This window comes from Hymenobacter volaticus, from assembly GCF_022921055.1.
In the GTDB taxonomy this organism is placed as follows: domain Bacteria; phylum Bacteroidota; class Bacteroidia; order Cytophagales; family Hymenobacteraceae; genus Hymenobacter; species Hymenobacter volaticus.
This window is the reverse complement of the sequence record NZ_CP095061.1, coordinates 2595745-2614810: the sequence shown is the minus strand read 5'-3', so window position 1 is coordinate 2614810 and position 19066 is coordinate 2595745. Positions and strand designations below refer to the sequence as shown.

15 protein-coding genes and 2 pseudogenes are annotated in these 19066 nt (G+C 56.5%); 10 read left to right on the top strand and 7 right to left on the bottom strand.

Features of this window, described 5'->3' with window-relative positions; translation table 11 throughout:
* Positions 1 to 116: 116 nt before the first annotated feature.
* From hisD to MUN86_RS31195, 3 genes and pseudogenes are all read right to left on the bottom strand, one after another.
* Positions 117 to 1435 (bottom strand): annotated as a pseudogene (hisD, locus tag MUN86_RS11370) (histidinol dehydrogenase).
* 98 nt (positions 1436 to 1533) lie between these two features.
* Positions 1534 to 2385, bottom strand: coding sequence for an ATP phosphoribosyltransferase (gene hisG / locus MUN86_RS11365; protein WP_245125468.1), 852 nt, complete (start codon positions 2383 to 2385; stop codon positions 1534 to 1536).
* 186 nt (positions 2386 to 2571) lie between these two features.
* Positions 2572 to 2694, bottom strand: a complete 123-nt coding sequence (locus MUN86_RS31195) for a hypothetical protein (protein ID WP_280640631.1) — start codon at positions 2692 to 2694, stop codon at positions 2572 to 2574.
* 216 nt (positions 2695 to 2910) lie between these two features.
* On the opposite strand from MUN86_RS31195, the gene MUN86_RS11360 reads away from it, so the two are divergent.
* Both MUN86_RS11360 and MUN86_RS11355 read left to right on the top strand, forming a co-directional pair.
* Positions 2911 to 3885 (top strand): DUF2911 domain-containing protein, encoded by a 975-nt coding sequence (locus MUN86_RS11360; protein WP_245125465.1) that lies wholly within the window; start codon positions 2911 to 2913, stop codon positions 3883 to 3885.
* A gap of 205 nt (positions 3886 to 4090) precedes the next feature.
* Positions 4091 to 4558 carry a MaoC family dehydratase gene (locus MUN86_RS11355; RefSeq protein ID WP_245125463.1) on the top strand — a complete coding sequence of 156 codons (468 nt, stop codon included), beginning with the start codon at positions 4091 to 4093 and terminating at the stop codon, positions 4556 to 4558.
* A gap of 94 nt (positions 4559 to 4652) precedes the next feature.
* On the opposite strand, the gene MUN86_RS11350 is transcribed toward MUN86_RS11355, so the two are convergent.
* Positions 4653 to 5354 carry an arylesterase gene (locus MUN86_RS11350; RefSeq protein WP_245125460.1) on the bottom strand — a complete coding sequence of 234 codons (702 nt, stop codon included), beginning with the start codon at positions 5352 to 5354 and terminating at the stop codon, positions 4653 to 4655.
* 172 nt (positions 5355 to 5526) lie between these two features.
* On the opposite strand from MUN86_RS11350, the pseudogene MUN86_RS11345 reads away from it, so the two are divergent.
* Positions 5527 to 6233 (top strand): annotated as a pseudogene (locus MUN86_RS11345) (ABC transporter ATP-binding protein).
* A complete protein-coding gene (locus MUN86_RS11340) occupies positions 6230 to 8797 on the top strand; it encodes an ABC transporter permease (RefSeq protein WP_245125456.1) in 2568 nt (855 codons plus the stop codon). Before MUN86_RS11345 ends, MUN86_RS11340 begins: the two are co-directional and overlap by 4 nt.
* 96 nt (positions 8798 to 8893) lie before the next feature.
* Here the strand turns inward: MUN86_RS11340 and MUN86_RS11335 are convergent, their stop codons facing one another.
* A complete protein-coding gene (locus tag MUN86_RS11335; protein ID WP_245125453.1) occupies positions 8894 to 9880 on the bottom strand; it encodes an aldo/keto reductase in 987 nt (328 codons plus the stop codon).
* A gap of 885 nt (positions 9881 to 10765) precedes the next feature.
* Between MUN86_RS11335 and MUN86_RS11330 the strand changes: the two genes are divergently transcribed.
* The 3 genes from MUN86_RS11330 to MUN86_RS31185 all read left to right on the top strand — a co-directional run bounded on the left by MUN86_RS11330 (position 10766) and on the right by MUN86_RS31185 (position 13278).
* On the top strand, positions 10766 to 11320 hold the full coding sequence (locus MUN86_RS11330) for an NUDIX hydrolase (RefSeq protein ID WP_245125451.1): 555 nt from the start codon (positions 10766 to 10768) through the stop codon (positions 11318 to 11320).
* A 252-nt stretch (positions 11321 to 11572) separates the two neighbouring features.
* Positions 11573 to 12871 (top strand): alpha/beta hydrolase-fold protein, encoded by a 1299-nt coding sequence (locus MUN86_RS31190; RefSeq protein ID WP_280640630.1) that lies wholly within the window; start codon positions 11573 to 11575, stop codon positions 12869 to 12871.
* Complete coding sequence (locus MUN86_RS31185) at positions 12811 to 13278, top strand: alpha/beta hydrolase (RefSeq protein WP_280640629.1); 468 nt, start codon at positions 12811 to 12813, stop codon at positions 13276 to 13278. Before MUN86_RS31190 ends, MUN86_RS31185 begins: the two co-directional genes overlap by 61 nt.
* 26 nt (positions 13279 to 13304) lie before the next feature.
* On the opposite strand, the gene MUN86_RS11320 is transcribed toward MUN86_RS31185, so the two are convergent.
* Together MUN86_RS11320 and MUN86_RS11315 are read right to left on the bottom strand one after the other, a co-directional pair.
* Entirely contained in the window at positions 13305 to 13880 is a 576-nt protein-coding gene (locus tag MUN86_RS11320) for a GNAT family N-acetyltransferase (protein ID WP_245125448.1), read from the bottom strand.
* A gap of 515 nt (positions 13881 to 14395) precedes the next feature.
* The gene (locus tag MUN86_RS11315) at positions 14396 to 15856 is read right to left on the bottom strand and encodes a glycoside hydrolase 5 family protein (protein WP_245125445.1); all 1461 of its coding nucleotides are present in this window, start codon (positions 15854 to 15856) and stop codon (positions 14396 to 14398) included.
* Between the two features lie 458 nt (positions 15857 to 16314).
* On the opposite strand from MUN86_RS11315, the gene MUN86_RS11310 reads away from it, so the two are divergent.
* From MUN86_RS11310 to MUN86_RS11300, 3 genes are all read left to right on the top strand, one after another.
* The gene (locus tag MUN86_RS11310) at positions 16315 to 17778 is read left to right on the top strand and encodes a hypothetical protein (RefSeq protein ID WP_245125443.1); all 1464 of its coding nucleotides are present in this window, start codon (positions 16315 to 16317) and stop codon (positions 17776 to 17778) included.
* The gene (locus MUN86_RS11305; RefSeq protein ID WP_245125440.1) at positions 17757 to 18551 is read left to right on the top strand and encodes a hypothetical protein; all 795 of its coding nucleotides are present in this window, start codon (positions 17757 to 17759) and stop codon (positions 18549 to 18551) included. Before MUN86_RS11310 ends, MUN86_RS11305 begins: the two co-directional genes overlap by 22 nt.
* Positions 18552 to 18668: 117 nt before the next feature.
* Positions 18669 to 18965 (top strand): hypothetical protein, encoded by a 297-nt coding sequence (locus MUN86_RS11300; protein ID WP_245125438.1) that lies wholly within the window; start codon positions 18669 to 18671, stop codon positions 18963 to 18965.
* Positions 18966 to 19066 lie beyond the last annotated feature (101 nt).

Here is a 19066-nt window from a genome sequence, read left to right as displayed (position 1 = left end):
CGGACCAGATTATCGAGTGCAAACATCTTGTTGGATTTTCAATGAATAGGAAGCAAGCAAAAAGAGGGCGGGCAACCAGCTAAGCCCAAAAGAGCAGGCGCTAACCGGGTGCCCCATCAATGCTGCTGATTCATTGCGAATTGCTCGTTGTGGATGGAATCTAGGCGCAGCGTCACGGCGCGGGCGTGGGCGTGCAGACCTTCCGCTTCGGCCATGGTTTCCACAACCGGCCCTACCTGCAGCAAGCCTTCGGTGGTAATGCGCTGGAAAGTAATTTTCTTGAGAAACGAATCCAGGGACACGCCGCTGTAGTTGCGGGCGTAACCATTGGTTGGCAGCGTGTGGTTAGTACCCGACGCATAGTCACCAGCCGCCTCGGGGTGAGGTGCCCCAAGAACACGGACCCGGCGCTGGTAACGCCTTCCGCGAGTTGCTCGGGGTTGCGCACCGCTAGAATCAAGTGCTCCGGCGCGTACTGGTTGGAGAAGTATAGCATTTCCTCGGGGGTACGCAGCAAAATGGCCCGGCTTTCCTCCAGGGCCTGAGTTGCTACCGCGGCTCGGGGCAGTTCCGCCAACTGCCGAACTAGCTCGGCTTGGGTTAGCTCGATCAGCTCCATCGAATCCGAGAGCAAAATCACCTGCGAGTCGGGGCCGTGCTCGGCTTGGCTGAGCAGGTCGGCCGCTACGAAAGCGGGATAAGCCGAGGCATCAGCAATAACCAGGACCTCCGACGGACCCGCTGGCATATCAATGGCCACCCCGTAGCGGGTAGCCAATTGCTTGGCGGCCGTCACGTACCGATTGCCAGGACCAAAGATTTTGTCAACGCCCGGTACGCTTTCCGTGCCGCCACTCAGAGCTGCCACGGCTTGTGCCCCGCCGGCCTTGATGATGGTTCCGATACCAAGCAACTGCGCCGTGAACAGAATCACGGGGTTGATGGAGCCGTCTTTTTGTGGCGGGGTACACAACACCACTTCCGGGCAACCCGCCAACCGTGCAGGCACACCCAGCATTAATAAGGTACTAAACAGCGGCGCCGTACCGCCGGGAATATAAAGTCCTACCCGCTGTACGGGAACCGCCCGCCGCCAGCAACTCACGCCCGGCATGGTTTCCACCCGCTTTTCTTCTTCGCGCTGGGTGGCGTGGAATTTCCAGATGTTGGCGTGGGCTTGCCGAATAGCCGTTTGCAACTCTGATGGTACCTGCGCTACGCCCGCGAGAATTTCATCGGCCGTTACGCGCAAGCCCGCGCTGAGGTCGGCGCCATCGAAGCGCTGGGCATAGTCCAGCAACGCGGCGTCGCCGCGTTGGCGCACATCTTCGAAAATCTGCTGTACCCGCTGCTCGATATCCTGGGCTTGCTGCGCGGCGGCTCGCTGCTGCAACGCTGCCCAATCTGGCTGGGCCGGGTATTGAAAGACTTGCATTGGTTGGGATGTTGATTGGTGGAGATTAATTGCTGATTGATTGGGGTTGGTTGATGATCAGTGGGGATTAGTCCTTACTCAATAACCCTAAGTGGCAATCAACTAATCATCTTCTCGATAGCCAGCACCAGAATGCCCTCGGCGCCCACAGCTTTGAGTTGGCCGGTGATATGCCAAAAGTCGTCTTCATTCACTACCGACTGCACCGACACCCAGCCTTCCTCGGCCAGCGCCGTAACGGTAGGGGATTTAATACCGGGCAAGAGTGCCTTCACCGCGGCCAGCGAAGCAGTCGGCGCGTTCAGCAGTATGTATTTGTTGCGGCGGGCGCGGCGCACGGCCTGCATCCGAAACTGCAATTGCTCCAGGATTTCCCGCTTTTCTTCGGAGAGGTTTTGGTTGGCAATTAGCACCGCTTCCGACCGAAATACGGTTTCCACTTCCCGCAGGCCATTACCAAGCAGCGTCGAGCCGCTGCTCACGATGTCGCAGATGGCCTCGGCCAACCCGATGCTCGGCGCAATTTCCACCGAGCCGCTGATGGTATGCAGGTTGGCTTGCACCCCGTGCTCGGCGAGGTATTTGCCGAGGATGGCGGGGTACGAGGTAGCAATGTTCTTGCCCTGCAAGTCGGCCACCGAATCGTAGCCGGCGGCGCGCGGCACGGCCAAACTCAGGCGGCACTTGCTGAACCCGAGGGCCTCGATTTCCAGGGCGGGATAGCCAGCTTCTACCAGCACGTTTTGCCCCACAATGCCAAGGTCAGCCACGCCATCTTGCACGTAGCCGGGAATATCGTCGTCGCGCAGGTACAGGATTTCGAGGGGGAAGTTGGTAGCTTCGGTTTTAAGCTTGTACGAGCTGGCAACGAAGTTAATACCGCACTCCCGAATTAAATTCAGCGAGTCTTCACTTAAGCGGCCCGACTTCTGGATGGCAAGACGAATCATAAGGGTTGGGGAAACAAGGAAGGAAGTGAAGAGTAACCGCCCAGCGATTGAAGTTGCACTTCCGAAACGTAAGAAATCGGGAACGAGCCGCGGCTTAACAAGCAACGACGACCGGGGCCACCTTTCTGGGGTGGCCGGGCGACCAAAACAGGTCGGCCCAACGGGACAATATGGTGCGTTATTCCTCTAAAAAGAGGAATGGTGCCCGTGCTGATGATGATGCGCCGCGCGCAGCCCAACTGCTTCGCCAAGGGCGACAGCAGCCACGGGGCTGATAGAGCAAAATGAAGGCGCGGCGGTAGCGGGCATAAAAGAAAATAGATGGCGCAAAAGTACAAGCTGAGTTGACAGAACAAAATGTTTTCCAGGAAATCTTCTCTCAAACCCTGAACTTTAGCTACTGGTAGCGTTTCAACCTACTCTTGGCACTATTGTTTCTGGGCTTCATCCGTTGCTTAGATTCTGCTGGGTAGTTTGTGGCTGCCACAGCTTCTTTCCTGCTCTTCTACCTGCCTGTTGCTTGTTATGCGTTGTCCTCTCTCTCACGTTGTCTCTACGGTAGGTTGCGGTTTGCTCCTATCGTTGCTACCACCAGCTCGGGCAGCCCTAGCCCAAACGACTCCGATTCCTGCCCAAACCACGCAACCTGCCCCTACGCAAGCCGCTCCAACTAAAACTGCTCCTGCTGCGCCCCAAGAGTCGTTGATTCCTCTGCCGCAACCAAGTCCGCACGTCGTGTTGCAGCACGCCATTGGCTTAACCGATGTGGTAGTCGACTACCACGCTCCGAGCGTGAAAAACCGCGTTATCTGGCAAGGGTTAGTGCCGTACAACCAAATTTGGCGGGCCGGCGCCAACGAAAACACGGTTATCAGCTTCAGCGACACGGTGCGCATCAACGGCAAAAAGCTGCCCGGAGGCAAGTACTCGTTCTATATAATGCCCCGCTCCGACCAAGACTGGGACTTGGTGTTTAACCGCGTAACTACCCATTGGGGCGCAGAAGGCTACAATGAAAAAGACGACGTGCTGCGCATTCCGGTGGTGCCCGAAGCCTCCCCTCACCACGAAACACTGCTGTATTGGTTTTCGGAACTAACCACGGGCAGCGCCCACCTCAACCTGAGTTGGGAAAAGAAAACTGTGAGCTTCTTTATCGATACCAATGTGCAGGCCCGAGTGGTAGCCGGCATTGAAAAAGCCGTGGCCGCCCGCCCCAACGATTGGCAGTTGCTGGCGCAGGCCGCCGAGTATCTGGTGCAAAACAACCTCAACGGCGAGCAAGCCCTCAATTACATCAACGAGTCGATTCGCCTCCAGGACGTGTATCTCAACAACTGGATAAAAGCCCGCCTGTTAGCTTCCAAGCAGGACTATGATACGGCCATCGTCTTCGGGCGCAAGGCCATCAAGCTTGGCGAAAAGGACGACACCACCTTCCAGAGCCAACTACCCAATATGCGCGTGGCACTAATTGAGTGGCAGTCGAAAGCGTATTGATTTAACACGGACACACTACAAAGCCCGCTAGCTACCGCTAGGGGGCTTTTTTATTATCAGGGAATTCCTGCTATGTTGAAGCGCAACTCGCTCGAATACCTGCCTCGCACCTTGGCCCTACGTCCGAGACTGTAAGCCGCTTGCGCAGCCACTGAACCCGACAACCCGTACACCAGAAACGCCTTCTCACTTACCAACCACCTTGATGAATAAGCTAACGATTCGCAGCCTGTCAGAACTTGAACTTCACGTAGGACAGGAACTCGGCGTTTCCGAATATCACACCATCACGCAAGCCCAAATCAACAGCTTCGCCGCCGCAACGCTCGACTACCAGTGGATACATGTGGATGCCGAAAGAGCCGCTACGGAAACACCCTTCAAGGCGACCATTGCGCACGGCTACCTCACGGTTTCGCTCCTGCCCTATCTGTGGCATCAGATTCTCTCCATCGAGAACCTGAAAATGCAAGTCAACTATGAAATTGAAGCATTGCGCTTCAACCAAGCCGTAACTGTGGATAGTCAGGTGCGGTTGCGGGCCACGCTATTGTCGGTGAAAAACCTGCGCGGCATTGCCAAAGCTCGGCTGGAAGTGACCCTAGAAATCAAAGACCAGCCAAAACCCGCTTACACCGGCATTATTACGTTTCTCTACCACTTCGAGGCATAACCATCAAAACCGCTGCCTCCGCCGCGGAAAGAATCTGGCCAGCGGTGGAATTGCTACGTTAGATTCTTCCCGCGGCGGAGGTAGCAGTTTTATTCTATCTGCTTGCCTGCGCCGGCTGCTGCAGTAAGGGTTGCAAGATGGGCCAGATGGTGCGGGCCACAAAGCGGTGGCCTTCGGCCGTAGGGTGAATGCCGTCTTGCTGATTAAGCTTGGCTACCCCGCCGACGCCTTCTAATAGAAAAGGAATCAAGACCAACTGGTTTTTGCGGGCCAGCTCGCCGTAGAGGGCTTTGAACTGCGTGGCATAGTCGACGCCGAGGTTGGGCGGAATCTGCATGCCGGCCAACACGATGCGGGTTTGGGGGCTGCGGCGCCGCACAGTATCAATAATGGCTTGCAAATTCTTGCGCGTGTCGGTGAGGGGCAAGCCGCGCAGGCCGTCGTTGCCGCCTAGCTCTAACACGAAGATGGACACCGGTTGGCGAAGCACCCACCCCACGCGGCTGCGGCCCCCGGCAGTGGTTTCACCGCTTAGGCCCGCATTTACTACGGTGTAGCCTAGACCCGCAGAATCAATCTTTTGCCCAATCAAAGCGGGAAACGCCTCTTCGGGGTCGACGCCGTAGCCGGCGGTGAGGCTGTTGCCAAAAAACAAGATGGTTTGCTTGCCAGCGGATGTGGGCGCGGCGGTGGTAGGCGGTGTAGTGGTGGCGGGCGCTTCAGCGCTTTTGGGCTCGGAGTTGCAGCCGGCTAGCAGTAGCAGACAGCAACTAAACAAGGACAGGACAGGTTTCATGAGGGACGAAGCTACTTTGTTTGGTCTGTACGTAATAGCGGAAAGTATTGCACGGGTTAATTCGTCAACTGACTTGTTAACGAAGTGGCTTTACAGAAAAGTAGTGGTCGTTCTTACATTCCTTCGATTCCTGATTCTTCATTCCCGCTGAACACCGGCGGGCGCAACTAGCTTGTTTGTGCTTAAAGTAGAAAACCTAACCAAATCGTACTCCAGCGGCGGCCGGACACTAACGGTGCTCGAATCCGTGAGCTTCGAGTTGCAAGCGCAGGACACCTTCGCCATTGTAGGACCCTCGGGCAGCGGCAAAACCACCTTATTGGGCTTGTGCGCGGGCCTCGACCGGGCTAGTTCGGGCAGCGTGTGGCTCAACAATATTCAACTCGATAACCTCAACGAAGACCAGCGGGCTGCCGTGCGCAACGAGCAAGTAGGCTTCATCTTCCAGAACTTCCAACTCTTGCCCACGCTTACGGCCCTCGAAAACGTGCTGGTGCCCCTGGAACTTCGCGGCGTCCGCAATGGCACCAAAACCGCGCACGAACTCCTAGAGCGGGTTGGGCTGGCGGGGCGCGGCCACCATTACCCCACGCAATTGTCGGGGGTGAGCAGCAGCGTATTTCGTTAGCGCGGGCTTTTGTGAACCGCCCCAAGATTTTGTTTGCCGATGAGCCTACCGGCAACCTCGACGCCGACACCAGCGCCCGGGTGGTGGAATTGCTGTTTGAGCTTAACCGCGAAGCTGGCACCACGCTGGTTTTGGTAACCCACGATTTAGAGCTGGCGGCCCGCACGCAGCGCATTGTGCGCATTAAAGGCGGGGCTATGCTCTCGGATACGCGCACGGCCCCGGCTGCTGTTTCTTCTTCGGCTATATGAGCAACGGTCCGCTTTCTTCCACCCGGCCGGCACTAAGCTGGCTGTGGCGCATGGCGTGGCGCGATAGTCGCCGCAGCCGCTCCCGCTTGTTGCTTTTTGTGTCGGCCATCGTGCTCGGTATTGCCGCGCTGGTAGGCATCCGAGGCTTCGGCGACAACCTCGCGCGCAGCATCGACGAGCAGGCCCGCGAACTGGTCGGGGCCGACTTGGTACTTTCCGGCAGCCAGCCCTTCGATTCGACGTTGGCACCCACCTTGCGCCAACTCGGCCGCGACCGGAGCGACGAAGTAGCGTTTGCCTCGCTGATTCAGTTTCCGAAAGGCCAGGGCGTCCGCCTAGCGCAGATAAAAGGGTTAACCGGCAACTTTCCCTATTACGGCGACTGGCTCACGGAACCAACCACAGCGGTGGCCACTTTCCGCCAATCCATGACTTCGCGCGAGCGGGTAGCCTTGGTCGATGACGCCTTGCTGGTGCAGTTTGCGGCCAAGCCCGGTGACTCTATCCGGGTGGGTAAGCTCACGTTTCGGATTGCTGGGCGGGTACGCAAAACGCCGGGGCAGTCGGGGTTCAGTGCGGCGGTGGCGCCCACGGTGTTTATTCCCGGCCAGTATTTACCGGAAACGGGGTTGCTGCAACGGGGCAGCCGGGTGCAGTACCGCAGCTATTATCAGTTTGCGCCCGGCACCAATGTTGATGCCATCATCAAGACGTTGGAAAAGCGCCTTGACAAAGTGAATATCAACTCTGATACCGTGACGGAGCGCAAGCGGCAGACTGGCCGTTCGTTCACCGACCTAACTCGGTTCTTAAACCTGGTGGCCTTTGTCGCGCTGCTGCTAGGCTGCGTGGGCGTAGCTAGCGCCGTAAGCTTATACGTGCGCGAAAAAGTAGCCTCAGTGGCCGTGCTTCGGTGTTTGGGTGCCAGTGGCAGCCAAGCCATGCTGATTTATCTGCTGCAGATAGCGGCTATGGGGTTCGTGGGTGCTTCAGTGGGTGCCGCGCTGGGTACGGCGGTGCAACTGCTGCTGCCCCAACTGTTTGCGGGGTTCCTGCCCGTTACGGTGAATGTAGCTGTGTCGTGGCCGGCCGTAGCGCAGGGCCTCGTGACGGGCGTGCTGGTGGCCGTGCTGTTTGCGCTGCTGCCGCTGCTTAGTATTCGGCGGGTGTCGCCGCTTCGCACGTTGCGGGCGGCTTACAAGGAAGACACCGCCAAACCCGACCCGTTGCGCATCGTGGTATACGGCTTGATTGTCGTGTTCATCACGGGCTTTGCGTACTTGCAAACCCGCGAATGGAAGCAGGCGCTCGGTTTTGCGGGTGGATTGCTGGTCACGTTTTTCGTGCTGGCGGGCTTGGGGCAAGGCTTGCGCCTGTTGGTGCGGCGCTTCTACCCCAGTTCCTGGAGCTACGTGTGGCGGCAAGGCTTGGCCAACCTTTACCGGCCCAACAATCAAACCTTGCTGCTCACCGTCTCGATTGGGTTGGGCGTATTTCTAATGGCGACGCTTTCCTTGCTCCAAGGCTTGCTGCTGAGCCGGGTGCAGGTATCGGCCAGCGACGGGCAGCCCAACATGGTGCTTTTTGATATTCAGCCCGAGCAGCGGGCCGGCGTCACGCAGGTGCTCACCAGCCGCCGCTTGCCTATTCTGCAGCAAGTACCCGTCGTGACGATGCGAATGGCCGCCATCAACGGCCAATCCACAGCGGAACTCAAGAAGGATACGACCAACGGCCGCAGCCGCGGTGGGCTCACCCGCGAATACCGCGTCACGTACCGCAACAAGCTAATCAGTTCGGAAAAGCTCGATCAAGGTCTTGCGCCCTATTTGCCCCCCGACGGCATACCGCGTATTTCGGTGGATTCCGACTTTTTGCGCCGCCTGCAAGTTGAACTCGGCGATACGCTTACCTTCAACGTGCAAGGCGCGCCGCTCAACACCATTATCGGCGGTACTCGCACTGTGGACTGGACCCGGGTGCAAACCAACTTTCAGATCGTATTCCCGGCCGGCGTACTGGAGCCCGCCCCGCAGTTCGTGGTTTTGATGACGCGCGTGCCAGACAACAACGTACTGGCGGCAGTGCAGCGCGAGTTGGTGCAACGCTTCCCCAACGTGTCGGCCATCGACTTGGGGTTGGTACTGCAGACGCTAGACGATATTCTCAGCAAAATCTCGTTCGTTATTCGCTTTATGGCCTTTTTCAGCATTGCTACAGGCCTAGTAGTGGTGGTTAGCTCGGTGATAGTGAGCCGTTATCAGCGAGTTCAAGAAAGCGTACTGCTCCGTACGCTCGGCGCCAGCCGCCGTCAGATTCTGCGCATTACCTTGGTGGAATATGCCCTACTTGGCCTACTGGCCGCTGTAGCAGGTCTAGTGCTGGCCGTTGGGGCAGCTTGGGCGCTGGCTTACTTCCTGTTTGAAGTTCCCTTCCTGCCGACCATGGTCCCGCTCCTGATTCTAGCAGCGGTTACGACGGCCCTGACGGCCCTCATCGGCCTCTTCAACAGCCGCGACGTGCTAACCCGGCCACCCTTGGAAGTGTTGCGCGGCGAGGCGTAGTCTTGAACACATATAAAAGAGGCAGCCCGGGTTTGATCTGAATCGTTCAACAATTCAGATCAAACCCGGGCTGCCTCTTTTCGTTTAGTTCTGTTCTTACCAGATCTGGTGCACCTGCGGCTTAATTTTCCGGTCGTAGATGGCTTGCACTTGCTGCATTTGCTCTTCGGATAAGGCGGGCAACTCGGCTGCTTGCAAGTTGGAAGTGAGTTGCTCGGGCTTGGAAGCGCCGGGGATTACGCAGCTCACTTCGTTGAACATAAGCACCCACCGCAGGGCAATAGGTGCCAAGTTGGGCTGGTCCGGAAACAAGTGCTTGATTTCCTCGACGGCTTCCAAACCCGTGTTGTAATCGACGCCGGAGAAGGTTTCGCCTTTATCGAAGGCTTCGCCCTGGCGGTTGAAGTTGCGATGATCCTCCGGTGAGAAGCTAGTCTCGGCCGAAAATTTGCCGGTGAGCAATCCGCTGGCCAGTGGCACCCGCACAATCAGCCCGACGTCGCGGCGTTGGGCTTCTTTGAAGAGTAGCTCCGTGGGCCGCTGCCGAAACATATTGAAGATGAGTTGTAGCGTGGTGACGTTGGGGTACTCGATGGCTTTAAGGCCTTCTTCTACTTTCTCCACGCTCACGCCCAAGTTCTGAATCTTGCCTTCTTCTTTGAGCCGGTCGAACACCTCGAATATCTCGGGCCGGTAGTAGACCTCTGTAGGCGGGCAGTGCAACTGAATCAAATCCAGGGTTTCGAGCTGCATGTTGCGCAAGCTGGCTTCCACGAATTTGCGCATGGACTCCGGCGTGTACGCCTCGTTGACGTGCGGTTGCAGCTGGCGCCCGCACTTAGTGGCTACATAAATCTGCTCGGAGCGGCTGCGGACGAGTCGGCCGACGGCCTTTTCGCTTTCCCCGTCGCCGTACACGTCGGCGGTGTCAATGAAGTTGATACCGCCATCCACGGCGGCGTTCAGAATTTTGTCGGCGTTGGGGTGGCTGAACGGCTCGCCCCATTTGCCGCCCACCTGCCAGGTGCCTAAGCTGATTTCAGAAATGGAAAAGCCAGTTTTACCAAGTTTGCGATACTGCATATACTAAGGAGTAGTGTGAAGAGCGAATCCCGCGACGCCCTCTTAGGCGCTTTCGGCGGAGCGAATGTATACGGCCGCTGTTAAAATTCGGCCTTGCACACCGTACGCTTAGCCTCCCTGCATCCCACGCGTTGCCCTTAGCAAACTGCTGTTTGCTAAGGGCATCATCTCACGTGTAGACCTTGAGCAGGCGATTTACTTCCCCCTTTTAACGGCAACTTGGCAAGCACTAGTCCCTATTTTACGGCCGACACAAGAGGCTGCACAGTTCTGGCTTTGGCAAATTCTGCCAGCTTTGTCGGATTTGGCACTACTTCCGTGAAGCTGTAGGAAACTATAGGGAGCACCCCCGACACTGTTGTAATTCCTTGCAGGTAGTAACTTTTTCCTGCTTCTAGCATCAGGGGTAAACCCGCAGGTTTGCCAGTCAGATACACCCAAGGCAGCTTGGCAACGACAGTGGTTGCGCCAACCGGTAGTAAAAGCTGGCAATGACTGCTTCTCCCTAGCTTGCATACAAGCTTATCATTCGCATACACCCGGTATTTAGGATAAAATATGCCAAAGGCCTTTCCTTGATAAAGATGAACGGTGGCGGTGGCGGCTGGCTGCGAGTTCGGCGCCGGATCCGACTGAGCCATAACTTGCTTGTAGCTAAAGGCAATGAAAAATAAGCTGGCCGAAATCTTGAAGCTGTGCATAAAGCTAGTACTTGCTATATAGGTAAGAGTAGGATTCCTAGAGGGAACGAGAAACAGGGCCCTGATAGTATCGAGCAGACGTGTAGCCTTTGCTGCTACCTCCCGGCCCGTAGCATCCGCTGAACTTCACCCAAGCAATCTGTTTTTCTGCTTGCTACCTTGCCGCTTCCTCTTCAACCTCTCTATGTCCTCCGAAATAAAGCCCTGGACCACGCTTAGCTCCGAACTCGTCTTCAATCACCGCTGGTACAAGCTCCGCCGCGACCATGTGCAACTCCCCACGGGCCAGCAGCTCGACGACTACTTTGTGAGTGTGCGGGCCAACGTAGTCTTGGTGTTTCCCGTCACCGAAGACCAGCACGTTATTATGGTGCGCCAGTACAAGCACGGCATCGGCGAAATCCTGATTGAAGTGCCCGGCGGCGTGATAGATGAAGGCGAAACCTCGCCGCTCGAAGCCGCCAAACGCGAGTTGGTGGAAGAAACCGGCTACGTTTCCGACGAGATGGAGCAGCTTATTGCAGTCAGCGACAACCCCACCAAGGACACCAACCGCATCTACTTTTTCCTGGCCCGTAACGCCCGCCTGGTAGCAGCTCAGCACCTCGACGAAACCGAAAATATTGAAGTACTCCGCGTGCCTTTGGCGCAAGTGGAAGCGATGATTCTGGCCGGCAAAATTCGCGTATCGGGCTCTATTGCGCTGTGTTTGCTGGCCCTGCGCAAGCTAGGTCACTAGCGAATACAAGCCGCAAAAGGCCGAAAATAAGCGTTGTTCGTCCTGAGCACACCCGCTGCTTCAAGCCAAGCAACGGTTGAGTCGCTATTAAGTAGTAAAACGAGTGGGTTACCGCTACGGGGAGTTCCTTGCAACCATTAGCTGGTTGTCGGGGCTCCCTTTTTTGTAGCCATCCTTAGTGCTGTTGTAAAGCAGTTCTACGCAACGCGCTACTAGCCAGCTGCCCGTTTTACTACCGTCTGCGCCTTACTTATGAAACTGGACCTGCGCTTTCTGTATTGGCTTGTAAGCTTGCGGCCGGTTTTGGTGTGGACGAAAGTTCTGCTACTGCTCGTGCTGATGGAAGCCCAAAGTTTCGCCAGCCAAGCGCAAACACTGTTAACCGGCACAGCACTCGACCAGGAGAGCAAAGTACCACTGCCCGACGTTACCGTTCAACTGAAGCGTTCCGCTGAAAGCACCCGCTCACTAACCGATGGCTCTTTTTCGCTGCCACTGCCGCGGCAACTCCATCAGGACACCCTTGTTTTTTCCAGAATTGGCTATGCCAACTTGCGGGTTGCACTTAGCAGCCTGGCCTTAGATAAGCCAGCGCAATTTTACTTGAAACCCACGCCCCTAGCGCTAAGCCCGGTTGTGGTTACGACCAACCAATTGGTGGAAAAGAAATTCGGCATCACCAACCACAAAGCCTTAGTCCATTTCACCGATGGCACGATGGCGCGGGGCAAGCCTTTCGAAATCGCCCAAGTAATCCGGCTTGGCCCGGCGGTGGCTACCCTAACCTCCGTGAATTTGTACCTGGCGGCGTCCCAAACTGATAGCGCAACCCTAACGCTGCACTTCTACGCCTTCGATGGTGACCGGCCTACTCCAAAAGAGCTAGCGAGGCCAATAGTTCGGCGAGTTGCTATTCAGCAAGGGTGGCTAAAGCTTAATTTGGCCAACCAAGGCATTCATTTGCAGAGCGACTTTGTCGTGGGCTTGGAATTCCTGCCTAGTATGGCTAGCCGTCATTCCATACCGTACGAAATAAAGCTCGGAGGATCCACCAAAAGCTTCGCCAGAACCAGCCGCGAAACAGATTGGCGCGTGCCGCCGCACCATTACCGGCTCTACGTGACGGCTCTCGTTGCAAGCAGCACCCGCGCCAGCCGCCCCGACGATTCCGAAAACAAGGAAACTGCGCCTTCCGCCCGGCTTTATTCCAATGCGGTGCAAGACTCTTTTTCCTTGTACGTACAGCTTCCCAAAGGCTACGCTGCTCACAAGAAACGCCGGTACCCCGTCGTGCTCCTGCTCGATGCCAATGCCTACTTCGACATTGTACACAGCGAAACCCAGAAGCTTAAGAGCCTAAGGCAACCCATCCTAGTGGGCGTTGGCTACCGGGATGCGCGGCAAATGGACTCTTTGCGTCAGCGGGACTACCTGTACCCGGCCGCGCCACCCGCTGATAGTCTGCCCCTTTCCGGGGCGGCAGGAAGTTCTTGTCTTTTTTTCAGCGCGAGTTGCTCCCCTTCCTCGACCAAAACTATCGAACCGATGTGAGCAACCGCACGCTTATGGGACATTCGTTTGGAGGCTACTTTGTGCTATACGCGCTGACCGAAGCGCTTCGGACCGATACCTGCTACTTCACGCAGTATGTTGCGGCTAGCCCCTCCTTATACTACGACAACGAACACCTACGCCGTGCATTCACCGCCGCGTCCAAAGCAACTCCCCACGTCAAAGAGCAAGATCTTTATCTAACAATGGGCGGCCAGGAGCTAGATGGCAAAAACGCGGAAAGCGCCGCGACGAAGGCTGCTTTCGATGCGTTTGTAGGGGTGCTGTCGGCCAATCCATCCCTCTCCATTAAGTTGCTAACGACCATCTACCCCGGCTATAGCCACATGGAAACGGCCATTCCTAGCTTCACAAAGAGCTTGAAAAGACTTTATCAGCAACCATAACGAGTTGGCCGCAATTTTCGACAGCGCTAGCCTAGCGAGGCAGTTTCCTGCGGCCGGGTCAGGATGACAATGGGCTGTTCTTTGTAAGTGGTGCGGGCCACTTCCTGGTAGCCAAATTTGTGCGCCACCCGCAAAGAAGGCACGTTGTCGGAGTCGATGATGCAGACCGTTTCCTTGGTTTGAAAATGCCGGTTGCCCCATGCCAATACGGCTCGGACGGCCTCCGTTGCGTAGCCCATGCCATGCACGCGCGGCGCTAGCACCCACCCAATTTCGGGCATGCCACTGATGGAAGGCTTTATATCCCGGTTGAAATCAGCAAAGCCCACGGAGCCGATAAACCGCCCCGTGCTTTTTTCTTCCACCGCCCAATACCCGAAGCCCATCAACGACCAGTGCCCTTGCTGCGTCAGGATGCGCCGCCACGACTCCTCGCGTGAAATGGGTTGGCCGCCCAGGTAACGGTAGAAACTAGGGTCCCGATGCATGGCCGCAAACTCAGTCAGATCGTCGGGCCGATAGCTACGTAGTACGAGGCGCTCGGTTTCCAAAACCGGAGCTTGGGTTAGCGCGGAAGTTGGTTTTAGCGAATGATTAAGCATGGGCCCAAGATAGAAAAAGCCTTACACAAGACTGCCTTTGGTTTCAAGCCAATGCAAAACTTTACTCGCTTCCGCCTTGCACAGCAATAGCAGCGGCCATTGCCCGCAGGCCAACCTTAGTAGCTTCTCAACAACACCTTGACCAAGGATAGCACGACGATGAATACGCACATGGTCAATAAGGCTATCCACAACTTGTAGAGCCCCTTACTCCGCGCAAACCGCTCGCTCAAGAAATATTCAGCCCTGAATACGACCACTAAGCCTAGTATATAAAGAAAAGGTAGAAATAGAGCAGTAGCTAGCAAAAGCGCTATGCCCATTACGGCCCCGAAAAAGCGTGAGAGGCCAACTGCGGGTAGTTGTTTTTCCATAGATATAAATTATGGAATATTTGTCGTCCGCAAAAGCCTTTAGCGCTTATATACTTTAATATCAGCTGCATAGATCGGCGTTATTGAGAAAGGTACGCCGCACTTGTAGTAGCGTATTCCTGACCGCTCGGCAGCTGCTACCTAGGCTATCCGCTGGACAGCCAAGGCAATATCTGTTATAAGGGAGGGCAGTTGCACGCTCAACACGTTATCGGCTTCCACTTGCTCCTGTAGCTGGCCCACTTCGCACCCGCTCACGGTATCCCACAGATGCACGCGGTAGGTACCGGGCCGCAGCCCCGGAACTTGCAGCTGTACATGTAGCGGCTTCGCGGTTTTGAGCACCCGTTTTTCTTTGTCGCGCTTGTCTTGTCGCAGCAGCCATACCACCGCCTGCTCGGCGTCGCCGCAGGCAAAACCCGCAAAGGCAGGTGTTGAAAGCTGTATTTCGTGGTTGAGGTTGCGACGCCGAAACCGCGACCAGTCAATAAGAGCAGTAAAATCGGCTAGGCTACGCTGCGCAGCTCGCATGCCGGGTGTTAGCATATGGGGTGTGCGGTTGGGCCAGCGCATGCCACCGCCCGCGCCGCCCGAAGCCAAGTGGGCCCACTGCATGTGGCGGAAGTATTCGTCGTCGAACGGCGCTGGCAGCGTACGCTTCAAGTCCTTGAAGGCATGAATCGGCCCGTGTTCACTATCGAAAAACGGCTTCGGTTGGTGCAGATGCGCTAGTGCCTCTCGCACCAGCGCGCCGGTACGAAGGGCCGAATCAACCGTGTTTTTAGGGTGGTCGATGGTCTTGGCGTCGTAGAAGTGGGTGGTGGCGAAATCCAGTGTCGGGTGCCGGAAAATGGCGTCGGCCACGGCCGGATGGGCATAAAGCACCGGCCCAAACAGCGACACCGTTTGCAGGTGGGCCCGGCCGTAGAGCCGGGTTTCCACCTCCCGCAAGTGGCTGCCTATGTCCCCTATGAAATCGTGGAAACCGGCGGTGCTTTTCGCGGCGTGGCCGGGGTGAATCTCGTTCCACAGGTCCCAGGCAAACAAAGCTCCGCTCCCGCCCCACCGCTCCGTTGCGAAGGTGAGCCGCTGCTTGATGGCTTCCAACGTGCCGGGGCACAACAACCATTGCGAACGGCAGGCGCAGGGTCCGCCATTTTGCTTGTTGTAGGGGTGATGCTTCCAGCGGATCCACATCCAAAACGTGTCGTAGGGCGTGAGCAGAATGCGCAAGCCGTGCTTTTCGCAGAGTGCAAATAAATCGTCCCAGAGCCGGACCATGTTGAACTGAAAGTTGCCGGCTGGCCGCTCGATATAGCGGTTTTCGGTTTGGCAGTATTCCAGCATAAAGCGCAGACAGGTTACGCCGTGGGCCGCCAGCCAAATCAAGTGTGCTTCCACCGCAGCCATGTTCTTGCGCCGGAACAAACCATCAAACTCCGGCCAGTTGATAGCGTCGTTCTGCCCGATGGGAGTCCAACTATGGCCGTTTTCGGTGATGAAATAGGGAGCATTCGGTGCCACTTGAATCCAAGGCAACGATACCAGGGACGGCGGTTTCACGGGAAGGCGCGCGTTGCTGGTAGCGGTAAGCAACTGCATAGAACAGCGAATAGTGAAATGGAAAAACAAAACTGATTGCCCTACCGGACAAGTCGACGCTAACGAGTCTCGCTAGACTGCCACCGCAAGCAATTCTTGCATGGAGTGCAAACCTAGCAGTTACTAGCGCAAAGCGTATTCGGTGGCGCTGTTTAAGCCTTCTGTCAATAACACGTTTATGTGATTGACAGCGCCCCATCAATATTAGAACTTGCATATACTTACGCACCCCTCACGACGAGCCCGGTCTCGGGCAGGGTTGCTGCAAAGAAGGCGCATCGGAAGGGACCCAAAACGCAAGGCCAGCACTACCACACCTGCTTAGCTGGCACTACTAGCAACACCGATTTTATCTAGCCATGTCACTTACCGAACCCGTGCTTCGGTCGGGCTGCTGCCCCCATGCCTTTTCACTTTTCTCATATCGTTTTTTCTATCAATCATAATTCCCCAAACCGATGAGCACAACCAAGCCAGAAACCAAAAGGGCAAACGGCAAAGCCATGGAAGCAGCACCCAACGAATCACCTTTGGAAGGGTCGCCCAAAATTCCGCAAGATGGGCCGGTTAAGTTTCCCCTGCTCCCCGACCCCATCAATGCCCAGCCTAATCTATCCGAGGAATTTCTTCGGTTGCCTGCCGACGAGCTCACGCGTATTACCTCTCTGCTTAAGTTTTTCTCCCTCAATACTGGCTGCTATCTGACCCGGTTCACGCCAACCGGCGTCGATTATCACTACGATGGCACCATCCGGGTGCAGCGCATTGGCACCAACACCATTGCCAGCGGCGACTTATACCAGCACAAACCATTCAAGATTTGGCCGATTCCCACGCCTTTTCCGGTAGTCAATGGCAAGGCGGTGGGCGGCGCGGTAGTGCCCCAAAACGATGCCTCCTTCTTTCTGGGCGAACCCAACCCCTCGAACGGCATTCCGATTTTCTCGCGCAGCAACTACCGCTACTACCTTCGCATTACGCAGATTTTAGAGCTTATCAGCACCTCCAAAACCTTCACGCTGGGCTTTGAAATGTGGAAGTTCAACGGTGTATCGGTGTCACCGCAATGGACCAAGGAAGGCACTTTCACGGCGCTTATGACTTTTGGGGCGGCCCCGGCCAATTATCCGGCCGGCGCCGACTACCTGACCGGGCCGGTGCGCAATGCCAGCAATATAGTGGTGGGCAACCTGACGATGGGTTGGGTATCGAAATACCTGCGCAAAGCCACCGTGGAAATTGACCGGGTAGCCGATGCCGAAGCGCCCCTCGACAGTGGCGCGGGCCATACTTGGCAATCTGTCTTTGATGAAGTAGGCTGGCAAATCAACGCCGTAACCAGCAATTCCGACGTGGCCGAACCCAGCGGCGACTCCTGGACCGACGGCGAAATGCATGCCGCTATGCTGGCCCGCCGCGACTCCTCGAACCTCGACAACGAGTGGCGCTACCACGTGCTAGTCGTCAACAACATCGACTCCACTCCCCGCGGTATCATGTACGACAACGGCGGCACCGACTCCAACAACGTGCCCCGTGAAGGCATCGGTATTTCTTCGCACTGGATGATTCCGAACACCGATGACTGGGGCAAAGTGAAAGGCATGCGGTTTGGCACGGCCAAAGCCCCCTATTTCCGCACGGCCTTGCACGAAATCGGCCACGCCATGGGGCTCTACCACAACACGGTCGACTTCGGCATCATGAACACCACCGACGTGATTTCGGCCGGGGCCGTGCCGCCCGTGCAGTTCCCTGACAACGTGAAGTGGGCCCACGCCTCCGACGACCAGAAGCGGCTGCAACACATGCCCGACATCTACGTGCGGCCCGGGGGCCTGGCCTTCGGCACCGCCTATTCCACCCAACCGCTCAGCCCGACGACGAGCGCGAAGAAGCAGTGGGCCTGGAGTTGCAGGTAGCGGCCGTGCAGGATGTATTGCCGCTTGGGGCGCCCGTACGCCTGGAAATCAGCTTAAAAAACGTCTCCGATACCGCCCTACCAGCTCCCGAAAGCCTGAACATGAAATACGGCTGCGTGAGTGGCCGGGTGGTCGATTCGGCGGGCAACGTCCGGACCTTCAACCCTCTGATACTGTGTGTGGACGAGGTGACACTGAAATACATGGAGCCCGGCGACCATATCAGCGAGTCGATAACGCTGCTGCGGGGGGCCGAGGGCGCTTTGTTCCCAAGCGCCGGCAGCTACACCATTGAGGTGGAAGTAACGTGGGATTTGTACGGCGGCCACGTGGGGCTCAGCAACCAAGTGAACGTGTTCGTGACGACGGCGCAAACCGCTTCGCATGCCCGCGCAGCCATGAAAGTGCTCAACACGCCCGATACGCTGCTGAGCTTGGTACTCACCGGCGACCACCTCACCGAAGGCAATGCCGCCATTCAGGCCGCGCTGACTGATGAGGTACTGCGTCCACACTATGCCTACATCGAAGCCAAGCGTTTGGCCCAACCCTTCCGGAAGCGGAAAGCGAATCTAGAGGCCGCAGCAGATTTGTTGGACGAAGACACAGTAATGAATGCGGCCGAAGTTCGCAAGTGCACCAAGCTGGCCAACCAAGCCGGAACCGGTGACAGCGCCGCGCAAGACAAAATGACGACCGTTCTGCGGGCGAAAGCAAAGAGCAAAGCCGATGCCATGCCGGAGAAAGGAACCAACACGTTGGTAACGCACTAACTTTTGAGTTTGAAGCTCGCTTGCCACTTCCAAACTACGAATAAGCAATTGGTCATAGCGCTCTGCCTACTTGGCGGAGGGCTATGGCCAAGTTGCGTTACGAACTCTCACACTTCCTTGCGAACCACTCCCATGAACCTAACCGGCCATTGGCAAAAAAGCACGGATTCAACGTGCAGCACCAAGTACCCCGCCACCATAGAATTCAAACCAAATGGCCTCTACATGGCGCAGGGCGACGCACAAGCGCAGGTACAACCCGTCTGGGACGTGGGCAATTTCACCGTCAATCAGGATACGGTGCAAATTTCCACTTACACCGATGCCGTGGTGGCCTATAAAGCCTCCTTGGATGCAGACACTCTCACCTTGCAAGATCCCGAAGGCTGCACCGTTGCTTACCAGAGACTATAGCCGCTTCCTTCTTCTCTCGTGATGCACGTTTGTTCACCTGCCGCTCGCCAAAAAACGCTGTCGCGATGCGCAGGCCGTGTTTCTCATGCAAGCTTTCCGTA